Origin of the sequence: Sandaracinus amylolyticus (assembly GCF_000737325.1) — a bacterium.
Classification (GTDB): Bacteria; Myxococcota_A; Polyangia; order Polyangiales; family Sandaracinaceae; genus Sandaracinus; species Sandaracinus amylolyticus.
Window position 1 is genome coordinate 7,614,394 of the sequence record NZ_CP011125.1, and the last position, 12,761, is coordinate 7,627,154.

The window sequence follows — 12,761 nt, forward strand, 5'->3', positions numbered from 1 at the left end:
CGACCCATGAACCTGAGCACACACGTCCTCGATCTCGCGCGCGGCCTCCCCGCGCGCGGCGTCGCCGTCACGCTCGAGCGGCACGACGGCGGCGTGCGATGGACGCAGCTCGCGGAGGCGCGCACCGACGACGATGGTCGCGTGCGCTCGCTCCTGCCCGAGGGCGTCGCGCTCGACGCGCGCACGTACCGCCTGCGCTTCGACACCGGCGCGTACCTCGGCGACGGCGCGTTCTATCCGGAGGCGACGATCGTGTTCCGCGTGCTCGACCCGAAGGCGCACCACCACGTCCCGCTGCTGCTCAGCCCGTTCGGGTACTCGACGTACCGAGGGAGCTGATCCGCGCGGCGTGTTAGACCAGCCGCGTGCCCTTCAAGCTCACGCGGCGCGACGTCCTCGCAGCGGGCCTCGGCGGCGCGCTCGCCGGCGGCGCGGGCCTCGTCCTCGGCGCGTTCTACGGCGTGCGGCGCGAGCGCCACGCGAAGCGCGTCCCGCCGCGCGAGGAGCCGTTCGCGCCGAGCGTGTTCCTCGCGATCGCGGAGAGCGGCGTCGTCACGATCTGGCTGACGAAGTCCGAGATGGGCCAGGGCGTCGCGACCGCGCTGCCGCAGATCGTCGCGCACGAGCTCGACGCGGACTGGTCGCTCGTGCGCGTCGAGCAGGCGATCGCGAACCGCAACTACGGCGATCAGACGACCGTCGCGAGCGCGAGCGTCGCGTCGATGTTCGACGAGCTCCGGCGCGCCGGCGCCGCGGCGCGCGAGATGCTGATCGCGGCGGCCGCGCGGGTGTGGGACGTGCCGCCGAGCGAGTGCGACGCGGCGGACGGATTCGTGGTGCACCGCCCGAGCGGGCGCCGGCTCGGCTACGGACCGCTCGCGCCGCTCGCCGCCGAGCTCGACGTGCCCGACGCGCCGCGCGTGAAGGAGCGCGGCGCATCCGGCCTGCTCGGTCGGGCGCTCCCACGCGTCGACACGCCGGAGAAGGTCGACGGCTCCGCGCGCTTCGGGCTCGACGTTCGGCTGCCGGGGATGGTGTTCGCCGCGCTCGCGCGTGCGCCGGTGAACGGCAGCGCGCTCGAGCGCTTCGACGAGCGCGCCGCACGCGCCGTAACCGGCGTCATCGACGTGGTGCGCACCAGCGCGAGCGTCGCGGTGATCGCGACCAGCACCTGGGCCGCGTTCCGCGGTGTGGACGCCCTCGCCGCGACGTTCCGCGCGCCGCCGACGCCGATCGCCTCGAGCGCGCAGCTGTTCGAGCGCATGCGCGCGATGGTCGACGAGCCCGGCGCGATCGCGACCGACGGTGACGTGTCCGCGATCACCCGCGCGCCCGAGGCGCGACGCGTGCGCGCGACCTACGAGCTCCCGCTGCTCGCGCACCAGACGATGGAGCCGCCGAACGCGACGGTGCACCACGAGCCCGCGCACGATCCGCCGCGCTGCCGCATCTGGGCGCCGACCCAGGATCCGCAGGGCTGCCAGTGGGACGCCGCGGAGACGCTCGGGCTCCCGGGCGCGCAGATCGAGGTGCGCACGACGTGGCTCGGCGGCGGCTTCGGTCGTCGCGCCAGCCGCGACGAGGTGCGCGAGGCAGTCGAGATCGCGCGCGCGATCGCGCCGCGCCCGGTGCAGCTCGTGTGGCGGCGCGAGGACGATCTGCGCGCCGACTTCTATCGCCCGCCCGCCGTGGTGCGCCTCGATGCCGCGCTCGACGACGCGGGCGCGGTCACCGCGCTGCATGCACGCGTCGTCGGTCCTTCGCTGAGCGGCGCCGACAGCGCGCGCGGCGAGGTCTGCGCGCTCGCCGTCGACGGCATCGAGAGCGGCCCGTACGCGTGGCCCGCGCTGCGCGTCGAGTGGCAGGGCCTCGCGGTCCCGGTGCGGCTCGGCATCTGGCGATCGGTGGGCCACTCGGTGAACGCGTTCGCGATGGAGTCGTTCGTCGACGAGCTCGCCGTGCGCGCCGGCGTCGACCCGATCGCCATGCGCCGCGCGCTGATCCCGAACGGATCGCGGGCACGCGGCGTGCTCGAGCGCGCGCTCGCGCTCGCCGACGCCGCAGGCGCCGCGCCCGAAGGACGGGCGCGCGGCGTCGCGGTGCACGCGTGCTTCGGCAGCTTCGTCGCGCTCGTGCTCGAGGCCTCTGGCGCGCCGCCGCGCGCGCACCGCGCGTGGGCCGCGATCGACTGCGGGACGGTGGTGAACCCCGGCATCGTGCGCGCGCAGGTCGAGGGCGGCATCGCGTTCGCGCTCTCGGCCGCGCTCCACGGGCGCATCGACGTCGAGGACGGAGCCGTCGTGCAGAGCAACTTCCACGACGCGCCGATCCTTCGCATCGATGCCATGCCCGAGGTCGAGCTCGCGATCGCCGAGAGCGACGAGCCTCCGAGCGGCGTGGGCGAGCTCGTCGTGCCGGTGGTCGCGCCTGCGCTCGCCAACGCGCTCGCGCAGCTCGGCGCACGTCCTCGCACTCTTCCGATCGCCTGATCGCCGGCGCGCAAGAACGCGCATGGACGGAGCCGGCCTGGCTCTACGTCCAACGAATGTCGTGCGCGAGAAGGGGGCTCGCCGCGCGGCGTCAGGGGGACGGATGAGCCGCTTCGTCTTCGAGGCCAAGCGCACCGCCAAGCTGCGCGTGCTCGGGCCCTTGCGATACGGGCTCTCGGTCGCGAGCGCGGCACGGCGCGACGGAACACCGCTGATTCGCGCGCTCGTCGTCAGCGACGGAGTCAGCCACACCAGCGAAGAGCAGCTCGCGCCGTTCTATCGCTCTCGTGCAGCGCTCGAGTCGCGCTTCGGACTCGCATTCGCGCACGTCCCGCTCGACGACGTCGCGCTGCTGCTCGAGTGGGGGCCGACTGCCCTCCTCCAGGGGTTCGACCTCGTCTTCCTCAAGGCGCACTTCCGCACGATGTACAACCCGGAGCCCATCGCGGGCGCGCTCCGGTCCGCCGCGCCGCGCGCGAAGCTCGTCTATCTCGACGGAGACGACGACACAGGAGTCCAGTGGCCGGGGCTCGTCCGTCACGTCGACCTGTACGTGAAGAAGCAGGTCCTCGCGAATCGGCATCTCTACACCCAGGGCATGGTCGGCAAGTCCCACCTCACCGACTACGTCGCTCGCACGTACGGAGTCTCCTTCGACGGCACCGACGTCGCGTGGACCACGCCGATCAGGCCGGATCTGCTCGACCGGATCGTCGTCGGCTACAACGTCGCGCTCGACGACAAGATCGTCGCGCTCGCGCGCGCCTCTTCACCGTCGCGAGATCGTGCGGCGCGTCGATACGACGTGCACTGTCGCGCGACCGTCCCGAGCGACAATTGGCTGCGATACCTGCGCGGCGACATCGCGCCTCGACTGGCATCGATGGGCCGCGACATCCGCTGTCTCGCGCCGACGACGCGCGTCGATCAAGCGCAGTACTACGCGGAGCTGCGCGACTCGAAGTGCTGTGTGAGCCCGTTCGGGTTCGGCGAGATCTGCTGGCGCGACTTCGAGGCGATCCTCTGTGGCGCGCTGTTGCTCAAGCCGGACATGTCTCACCTCGAGACGTCACCGGATCTCTTCCGACCGGGCGAGACCTACGTCCCGCTGCGCTGGGACTACGCCGATCTCGAGGAGAAGGTCCGCTACTTCACGGCGCACGAGGAGGAGCGGCTCGCGATCGTCGAGCGAGCCCGCTCCGTGCTCGCCGAAGCGCTCGACGAAGAGTGGTTCCTGCGCTGGTTCGCCGGGCTGCTCGACCGACTCGAGCTCGGCCGTCGCACCGAGGCCACCCAGGCCGCCGAGTGATCCATCGGAAGAGGGGGAACGAGATGGAGCACGACTACGTCGTCGTCGGGAGTGGTCTGTTCGGCGCGGTGTTCGCGCAGCAGGCCCGCGAGGCAGGAAAGAGCGTGCTCGTGATCGAGCGTCGCGATCACGTCGGAGGGAATTGCTGGAGCTACGACTGCCCGGAGACCGGCATCAACGTCCACGCGTACGGCACGCACATCTTCCACTGCAGCAGCGACGAGATCTGGCAGTACGTCAATCGATTCACCGGGCTCAATCGATATCGCCATCGCGTCCTCACCACGCATCGAGATCGCGTCTATTCGATGCCGATCAACCTCGGCACGGTGAACGCGTTCTACGGCGTGAGCCTCCGGCCGTTCGAGGTGGAGTCGTTCCTCGAGAGCAAGCGCGAGAACATCACGATGCCGCGCAACCTCGAGGAGAAGGCGATCAGCCTGATCGGACGCGATCTCTACGAGGCGTTCGTGAAGGGCTACACCGCGAAGCAGTGGGGCTGTGATCCGTGCGAGCTGCCCGCGTCGATCATCAACCGGCTCCCCGTGCGCGTGTCGTACGAGGACTCGTACTTCGACGATCGATATCAGGGCATTCCGCTCGAGGGCTACGGGCGGATGTTCGAGCGCATGCTCGAGGGCATCCCGGTCGAGCTCGGCGTCGACTTCTTCGACGATCGCGAGCACTGGATGCGCCACGCCAAGAAGGTCGTGTACACCGGCCCGCTCGATCGCTTCTTCGACTACGAGCACGGCCGACTGAGCTGGCGCTCGGTCCGATTCGAGCGCACGCGCGTCGACATCGACGACTACCAGGGCACGTCGGTGATGAACTACGCCGACGGCGACGTGCCGTACACGCGCATCCACGAGCCCAAGCACCTGCACCCCGAGCGCCGGAGTCGCACGAAGGGCAAGACCGTCGTCATCCGCGAGTACTCGCACGTCGACGACGATCAGCCGTATTACCCGGTCAATTTCCCGAGCGACCAGGACAAGCTGGCTCGATATCAAGCGCAGCAGTCGGAGCACCCGAACGTGATCTTCGGCGGGCGGCTCGCGCAGTATCGATATCTCGACATGCACCAGGTGATCGGCGCCGCGCTGCGCGCTGCCGCGCGCGAGCTCTCGAGCTGATCACATCTCGAACGCGGGGCCCGAGCCCGTCGCGCGCACCGGGGGCGCTTGGTCCTCGGTGCAGCGCACGAGCGAGGCGCGGATCAGCTCGGGATCGCCGCCCCCGTCGCGGAGCTGGAGCGCGATCTCCCAGCTGCGCTGTCCCTGCCCGTGCAGCCGCAGCTCCTCGAGCGGGTTCGCGAGCAGACCGATGATGAAGTTGCCGACGAGCGTCACGCCCGCGCCGATGGACGACATGACGCCCATCGCGGTCGTGATGTCGGGATCGCCGAAGTCCACTGCCGCGAGCGCGCCGCCGACGCCGCTCGTCGCGCCGCCGATGCCCGAGATCGTCGCCTGGATGATGCTGACCACCTCGGCGTCGCTGCGACGCTCGTTGAGGTGCGCCGCGCATCGCCGCGCCTCGAGGCTCATCGCGCGCTGTGCTTCCGCGTCCGGCGCGTCCGCGGCCGGCTCGGGGAAGTACTCCTCGACCTGATTGGCGTAGACCGGCTCGGGCAGTGTGCCCGCGCATCCACTCGCGAGCAGGAGAGCGACCACGACGAACGACGAGCGGAGCGGGTGCTGCATCGCTCCAAGGTACCCGTTCTGGAGCAGCCGGAGCGAACGATTCCGCTATGCCGCGACTACGCGTCCGCCGCGGCCCTGCTTCGGCATCGGCGGCGCGAGGCTCGCACGCTGCTGTGCACGCGCTGCCGGACCGCGCGGCCGGAGCGGGATCACGGCGCGCGCGGTCCCGATCGCGCTCACGGCGCCCGCGAGCACGCCCGAGTAGAAGTACGGGAGCCAGCTGAAGAGGCCGTTCGGCAGCAGCTCGAGCGCGTTGAGCCCCGCGATCATCGCCCAGCCCGCATAGAGCAGCTGCTGCTTGCGATCTCGGATCTGCTTCCGCTTCCGATAGAGCACGAAGAGCGGCAGCACGAGCAGCGCGTAGCGCCCGACGAAGCCCACCGCGCCGCCGACGCCGAGCTGGATCATCCAGTCACCGTCGGTGATCACCATGTCCTCGCCGGTGACCGGGTCGAACACGCGGTTGCGGTCGTAGCCGCCCCACCCGAACCAGATGCGCTCTCTCGCGCGCTCGAGCAGCGTGTCCTCGTTGTCGAAGCGGAACCACAACGACAGCGCGCGCTCCTCGCCGAACACCGCTTCCATCTTCTCGACGATCCACTCGGTCGGCACCGTGCCCGTGCCGCGCAGGATCGGGAACGTCAGCACGAGCACGCCGAGGATCAGCGGCAGCACGAAGCGCGGCTTCTTCACGAACGCCATCAGCGGCAGGAAGAACACCGCGTAGACGAGCGCGCCCGAGCTGCGACACAGCGCGAGCGCGACGGCGAGGTACGCCGCGAGCCGCGCCTTCGTCTTGCCCAGCTTCCACTGCGTGATCGAGAGCATCGTGCCCGAGAGCACGAAGTTCGCGACGGCGAGGCCGTGCAGCATGAACACCGTCGGGCGGTAGCCGCCGCCGCGCAGCGTCATCGAGAAGTCGGCCGCGTGATAGCCGTACACCCAGCGGTGCAGCTGCGGGCTGAAGCGCGCCTCGAAGAGACAGAAGAACGAGTACGCGATCGCCATGCGCAGCGTGATGCGCACGAGCTCGGCGAGCTCCTCGGGCGTGCGGCAGATCGAGCGCGCGAGGAAGTACGGGAGCCAGATCCCGAGCGTGTCCTTCACGCTGCCCGCGAACGCGTCGTAGAGCGAGAGCGCGGGGCGCACGACCGGCCCGGTGACGATCGCGTCACCGTTGGTGATCGACGTCATCACGTTGCCGAAGAGCGCGAGCACGAAGACGAAATCGAAGCCGCGGAACGCGCGCGCCGCGGAGAGCCGCTGCGGCGCTTTCCACATCATCGCGAGCAGCACGCAGAACGCGGTGATCGTGCCCTTGTTGAGCGGCGGAATGACCGGCAGGTCGAACTCGAGGACCTCCGGGAGGAAGAGCACACCGCCGAGCAGCGAGTACGCCGCCGCGATGTGCGGTCGCATCCGCGTGAAGAGCACGACGATCACGACCGGAAACGCGAGGAACGCGAGGTACGCGAGGACGTTCGGTGCACCATCCCAGAACATCGGAGCCGCCAACGATACTCGGATCTCACGATCGCCGCCGGCCCCGTTCGCGGCATGACGGAGCGCCGAGCACCGCGGTCGTGCTACACACGGTGCCCGACGGAGACTGCCTCGGTCGACGAATGAGCCCGCCGGCACAGCCCGCGTCCGCGCTGCACGACGCCCCCGACGCCGACACGCCGGCGCCCGCTGCCGATGGCGCTGCGGCCGCCCCGCCCGAGGCGCCCAAGGGCGGCGAGGTCCGCTCGCGCGCGATGCGCGGCTCGATGTGGACGCTCGTCGGTCACGCCGGAGCGAACCTCACGCGCTTCGCCGCGAACCTCCTGCTGACGCGCCTGCTCTTCCCCGAGGCGTTCGGCGTGATGGCCCTCGTGAACGTGTTCCTGCAGGGCCTGCACATGTTCGCCGACGTCGGGATCGGCATCAGCGTCATCCAGAGCAAGCGCGGCGACGATCCGGCGTTCGTGCAGACCGCGTGGACGCTGCAGGCGCTGCGCGGGCTCTATCTCTTCGTCGTCGCGGCGCTCATCGGGTACCCGCTCTCGCTGGTCTACGGCATCCCCGATCTCGCGTGGATGGTGCCGGTCGCGGGATCGACCGCGCTGATCGAGGGGTTCTCCTCGATGGCGCTCTTCACGCAGAACCGCGCGCTGAACCTCGGGCGCGTGACCGCGACCGAGCTGCTCTCGACGGTGATCGCCGCGAGCGCGATGTGCATCACCGCGTACTTCACGCGCTCGATCGTGAGCCTGCTGGTGAACGGGCTCGTCGCCGCGGCGCTGCGCATGGCGTTCAGCCATCTGCTGCTCCGCGGCGTGAAGCACCGCTTCGCGTGGGAGCCCGAGGCGCGCAAGGAGATCCTGCAGTTCGGTCGCTGGATCTTCTTGTCGACGGCCGCGACGTTCATCGCGCTGCAGATCGATCGGCTCCTGCTCGGCGGTTTCGTGCCCGAGGAGGAGCTCGGCATCTATTCGGTCGCGCTCGCGCTCGCGCTGATGCCGCGCGAGGTCGTCGGTCAGCTCGCGCAGCGCGTCTACTACCCGCTCGTCGCGTCCGCGCTGCGCGATCACGAGCACGCGAAGGTGCGCGAGCTGCGCTGGAAGCTGATGTCGCTGCTGATCGTGCCGGTGGCGTGCACGATCGGCGTCGCGGTGCCGCTGATCGAGCTGCTCTACGACGATCGCTACCACGACGCCGGACCGCTCATGGCGGTGCTCTCGATCGACACGTGGCTGAGCATCTTGCAGATGGGCTACGGGATGATCGCGATGGGCCGCGGCGAGCCGCGCTTCGCGACCTACGGAACGGTCGTGAAGACGATCGTGTTCGGCGTCGGCTTCATGCCGATCTTCCACGCGTGGGGCGTGGTCGGCGTGGCCGGGCTGGTGTGTCTGTCGACGATCGCGCCGTACGCGACGACGGCGTACGCGGCGGCGCAGGTGCGCGCGGCGCGCCTCGGGCTCGACCTGGTGATGAGCGCAGCGGTGATCGGGATCGCGATCGGCGCGTACACGCTGCACGGCGTGATCGAGCGCGCGACCGGCGCGTCGCTGCTCGGCATCGTGATCCTCGGCGTCATCGCGGTGGGCGTGCCGGGCGCGCTGCTGGCGACCAAGCGCGTGCGGCTGCTGTGATCGATCCGTACGTCGACGGCATCGCGATCACGCTCGAGCTCTCGCGGCCGGTGAGCGAAGCGGATCGTGACGTCGCGGCGCGATTGCTGGACGAGTGGCTCGCGGCGTACGAGGGCGAGCCGATGCGGTACCGGAACAGCGCGAGCGATGCCGTGCGCGGCGCGACGCGCATCGTGCTTTGGGCCGATCGCATCGACGATCCGGAGGGAGCGAGCGCGGCCCTCACGCGAGCGCACGCGACGCTCGACCGCGCGAAGCGCGCGCTGCCCGTGGTGAGCGGCCGCGTCACGAGCGCGGAGGACGCGTCGAGCGCGGATCTCGAGGCGCGCCTCGGCACGACGCCGATCGTGGTGCAGCCGGGCGGAGACAGCGCGGCCCGCTTCCTCGCGGGTTTGCACCACGCACGCACGCCGAGCGGGCTGCGCCCTCGGATCGCGTGGCTCGCTCCGGCGATCATCGCGCGCCTCGTCGCGCGCGGGCTCGACGGCGCCATGGCGGCGCTGCTCTCGGACGGCGCGGTGCTCGTCACGATCGTCGCGCTCTCGATCGCGAGCCGCGCGTGGCTCACGCGGCGCGAGCACGTGCTGGGGGCCGCGGCGGTGCTCGCCGCGGTCACGCACACCGTGGTCGCGCTGCGTGGGCTCGACTCGACGGCGTCGCTCGTGCGCTTGGTCGTGACGCTCGCGGCCGTGGCGTGGGCGGCGTGCTGGCTGAGCCGCGGCCGCGAAGCGCGCTGAGCTCGCGTCACTCCGCCGGATCACGGCGGCGCGCGCGTCCGCGCATCGCGAGCGCCGAGACGATCGCGATCAGGATGCCGAGCGTCGTGGGCCCGCTCGCGTCCGCGCCCGACGCCGCGCACCCGCCGCCGCTGCAGCTGTTGTCGGCCCAGCTCGAGTCGGCCGCGGCGAGCGTGCCGGCGCAGTCGCTCGACTGCACCGCGGCGAGGAAGAGGTCGCGCGACACCGGGCGCTGCGCGACCGACTGCGAGCTGCACTGATGGACGCCCTCGTCGTCCAGCAGCACCGCCGCGAGCGTCGAAGGCGCACCGGCATCGCTCTGGGCGCCGGCATCGTCCGCGCGGTCGCTGCCGATCGGCGCCAGCACACGACGCCCTTCCGACGCGCCGTACGCGGAGATCACGAACGTGCCGCCGACCGCGTATCCGCCGCCGTCTCCGTGGATCTGCTCGATCGTGACGATCGCCTGCCCGCTCGCGTCCTCACCGGTGACGACGCCCTCGAGCACGCCTTGCGCGGGCACCGGGTAATTCACCCGCCCGAACGAGCCGTCGCCGCACACGCACGACGAGTTCGTGTCGCAGTAGCTCGGCTGGATCGCGGCGGCCTCGGCGACGCTCAAGCCGGCCGGCGAGCCACGCGATCAGGCGCGGCTCGTCCGCGAGCTCGCGCACCCACGCGTTGTTGCGCTCGCGCGCGACGCGCGCGACGAGCTCGGTCTCGCCGCCGACCTCGAGCAGGTGTGCCATCGCGCAGCGCGTGCCCTCGGCGTCGACGAAGTACGGCGTCGGCTCGGCGAAGCCGCGGTTCTGCGGGAACCGTGCGTCACGTCGATACTGCGCGAGCTCGCGCAGGAGCAGCGAGCGCACCATGCGCTGCAGCCGGGAGAGCGACGACACGTCTTGCGCCATCGCGGCGCGCTCGGCGCGCTCGATGTGCCGCGCGACACGCTCGCGCTCGCGTGCGACCGAGGAAGAAGCGAAGTGAGTCAGCATGGGAAGCCTCCGCACCGTCCCCAGAGCGAGTCACGTGCCACCGTTCGTCGTCTCAGGCTGGCACACCGCCACGCGGCGCTCCCCCGGCTTCCGGCTTCCGGCGTATCCTCGTCCGCCATGTTCTTCACGAGCCTCGGCCTCGCGGGCACCGCGCTCACCCTCCCCGGCACGCTCGAGCTCGCCGCGCTCACGCTCGGCTCGGTGCTCCCGCGCGAGCCACGACGCGCCGATCCCGCGCGCTGCGGCAAGCTCGCGGTCGTCGTCCCTGCGCACGACGAAGAGGGCGGCATCGCGGCCTGCGTGCACAGCCTGCTCGCGTGCGACGCACCGCCGAACGGCGCGCGCATCCTCGTGATCGCCGACAACTGCTCCGACGCGACCGCCGAGCGCGCGCGCGACGCCGGCGCCGAGGTGCTCGAGCGAAACGACCGCGCGAACCGCGGCAAGGGCTTCGCGCTCGAGATGGCGTTCGCGCACGTGCTCGCCGATCCCGAGATCGAAGCGGTGCTCGTGGTCGACGCCGACACCGAGGTCGCGCCCGGCTTCCTCGTCGCGATGGCCGCGGCGTTCGCGGGCGGCGCCGACGGAGTGCAGTCGCGCTACCTCGTCGCGAACCCCGAGGCCGGCCCCAAGGCGCGCCTCATGAACGTCGCGTTCCTCGCGTTCAACGTCGCGCGGCCGCGGGCGCGCGAGCGCTTCGGGCTCTCGGTCGGCATCCTCGGCAACGGCTTCGGCCTGCACCGCCGCGTGCTCGACGAGCTGCCGTACACCGCGCGCTCGGTGGTCGAGGATCTCGAGTACCACCTCATGCTGGTGCGCAAGGGCTTCGCGATCCGGTTCGTCGAAGAGACGTTCGTGCGCGCCGACATGCCGACGAGCGAAGAGGGCATCGACACCCAGCGCGCGCGCTGGGAAGGCGGGCGCTTCCGGATGATCCGCGAGCACGTGCCCGCGCTCCTGCGCGACGTGCTCGCGGGCAACCGCACGATGCTCGAGCCGCTCGGCGAGCTCTTGTTGCTGCCGCTCGCGACGCACGTGGGCACCCTGCTCTGCGTGCTGGTGATCCCGTTCCCGCCGACGCAGCTCTACGCGGCGGGCGCGCTCGGCCTCGTCGGCGCGCACGTGCTGTCGGCGCTCTACGTCGGCGGAGGCACGGCGGAGGACGTCAGCGCGCTCGCGCGCGCGCCGCTCTACGTGGCGCAGAAGGCGATGAAGCTGCCGTCGCTGCTCCGCGCGTCGCGCAAGGATCAGGCGTGGATCCGCACGGCGCGCGACCCCCGCCCGGCCGCGACCGCGGGCTGATCGCACATCGCGCCCCAGCGAGCGCCACCGCGCCGCACCCGCACCCGCGGTACCCGCCGCACCCGCCGCCGCTCCGGGAGTGGCCGCCCCGGCGCGCGTCCTGCTAGGGTCCGCGGCCATGCGAATCCTCATCACCGGCGGCGCGGGCTTCATCGGGAGCCACGTCGCGGATGCGTGCCTCGCCGCGAAGCACGAGGTGCTGATCGTCGACGACCTCTCGAGCGGACGCCGCGAGAACGTGCCGAGCGGCGCGAAGCTCGTGGAGGTCGACATCCGCGACGCCGAGGCGCTCGAAGACGTCGTCAGCACGTTCAAGCCCGACGCGGTGAGCCATCAAGCGGCGCAGGTCAGCGTCTCGGTCAGCACGCGCGAGCCGCAGCGCGACGCGCGCACCAACGTCGAGGGCTCGCTCAACCTGCTCGAGTCGTGCGTGCGCGCGGGCGTCGCGCACCTCGTCTTCGCGAGCACCGGCGGCGCGATCTACGGCGAGATCCCGGAGCCCGAGCGCGGGGCGGTGGGACGCACGCCGGTCCCGCTCAGCCCGTACGCGTGCAGCAAGCTCTCGGTCGAGGCCTACCTCAACTACTACCGCCACCAGCACGGCCTGAAGTCGACGATCCTGCGCTACGCGAACGTCTACGGCCCGCGCCAGGATCCGCACGGCGAGGCCGGCGTCGTCGCGATCTTCACGCAGCGCCTGCTCGCCGGTCAGGGCATCCAGGTGAACGCGCGGAAGGAGCCGGGCGATCCCGGGTGCGTGCGCGACTACGTGATGGTCGACGACGTGGTGCGCGCGAACGTGCTCGCGCTCTCGGGCGAGATCGGCGAGACGGTCGTGAACGTCGGGACCGGCGTGGCGACGACGACGCTCGATCTCGCGCGCGAGATCGAGACGGCGCTCGGGGTGAAGGCGGATCTGAAGTTCGGTCCGAAGCGCTCGGGCGACGTCGAGCGGTCGGTGCTCGAGCCGTGGCAGGGCCTGGGCGCGACGGTGCCGCTCGCCGAGGGGATCCGGCGCACGGCGTCGTGGTTCGCGCAGCGACGGTGAGGAAAAGCGTTCCACCCCCGGTGCGATGATCCGCCTTT

The 12,761-nt window shown here is 71.3% G+C and carries 11 protein-coding genes; 8 read left to right on the forward strand and 3 right to left on the reverse strand.

The features are described from left to right. Positions 1-6 precede the first annotated feature (6 nt). The 4 genes from uraH (at position 7) to glf (ending at position 4,934) form a co-directional block, all read left to right on the forward strand. On the forward strand, positions 7-339 hold the full coding sequence (uraH, locus tag DB32_RS32125) for a hydroxyisourate hydrolase (RefSeq protein ID WP_053236466.1): 333 nt from the start codon (positions 7-9) through the stop codon (positions 337-339). A 26-nt stretch (positions 340-365) separates the two neighbouring features. Continuing rightward, on the forward strand, positions 366-2,489 hold the full coding sequence (locus tag DB32_RS32130) for a xanthine dehydrogenase family protein molybdopterin-binding subunit (RefSeq protein WP_053236467.1): 2,124 nt from the start codon (positions 366-368) through the stop codon (positions 2,487-2,489). Between the two features lie 103 nt (positions 2,490-2,592). Then, positions 2,593-3,798, forward strand: a complete 1,206-nt coding sequence (locus DB32_RS32135) for a glycosyltransferase (RefSeq protein ID WP_053236468.1) — start codon at positions 2,593-2,595, stop codon at positions 3,796-3,798. A 23-nt stretch (positions 3,799-3,821) separates the two neighbouring features. Continuing rightward, positions 3,822-4,934, forward strand: coding sequence for a UDP-galactopyranose mutase (glf, locus tag DB32_RS32140; protein WP_053239030.1), 1,113 nt, complete (start codon positions 3,822-3,824; stop codon positions 4,932-4,934). Here the strand turns inward: glf and DB32_RS32145 are convergent, their stop codons facing one another. Continuing rightward, entirely contained in the window at positions 4,935-5,504 is a 570-nt protein-coding gene (locus DB32_RS32145) for a hypothetical protein (protein ID WP_053236469.1), read from the reverse strand. 45 nt (positions 5,505-5,549) lie between these two features. Beyond that, positions 5,550-7,019, reverse strand: coding sequence for a hypothetical protein (locus DB32_RS32150; RefSeq protein ID WP_157069630.1), 1,470 nt, complete (start codon positions 7,017-7,019; stop codon positions 5,550-5,552). A gap of 110 nt (positions 7,020-7,129) precedes the next feature. On the opposite strand from DB32_RS32150, the gene DB32_RS32155 reads away from it, so the two are divergent. Continuing rightward, complete coding sequence (locus tag DB32_RS32155; RefSeq protein WP_053236471.1) at positions 7,130-8,641, forward strand: oligosaccharide flippase family protein; 1,512 nt, start codon at positions 7,130-7,132, stop codon at positions 8,639-8,641. Next, positions 8,638-9,378: a hypothetical protein gene (locus tag DB32_RS32160; protein WP_053236472.1), complete on the forward strand. Its 741-nt coding sequence runs from the start codon at positions 8,638-8,640 to the stop codon at positions 9,376-9,378. The genes DB32_RS32155 and DB32_RS32160 overlap by 4 nt, the downstream gene beginning before the upstream one ends. A gap of 7 nt (positions 9,379-9,385) precedes the next feature. Here DB32_RS32160 and DB32_RS32165 read toward each other — a convergent pair whose 3' ends face one another. Then, entirely contained in the window at positions 9,386-10,000 is a 615-nt protein-coding gene (locus tag DB32_RS32165) for a hypothetical protein (RefSeq protein WP_169791625.1), read from the reverse strand. A 490-nt stretch (positions 10,001-10,490) separates the two neighbouring features. On the opposite strand from DB32_RS32165, the gene DB32_RS32175 reads away from it, so the two are divergent. Both DB32_RS32175 and DB32_RS32180 read left to right on the forward strand, forming a co-directional pair. Continuing rightward, positions 10,491-11,675, forward strand: a complete 1,185-nt coding sequence (locus DB32_RS32175; protein ID WP_053236475.1) for a glycosyltransferase family 2 protein — start codon at positions 10,491-10,493, stop codon at positions 11,673-11,675. A 118-nt stretch (positions 11,676-11,793) separates the two neighbouring features. Further along, positions 11,794-12,723, forward strand: coding sequence for an NAD-dependent epimerase/dehydratase family protein (locus DB32_RS32180; RefSeq protein WP_053236476.1), 930 nt, complete (start codon positions 11,794-11,796; stop codon positions 12,721-12,723). Positions 12,724-12,761 lie beyond the last annotated feature (38 nt).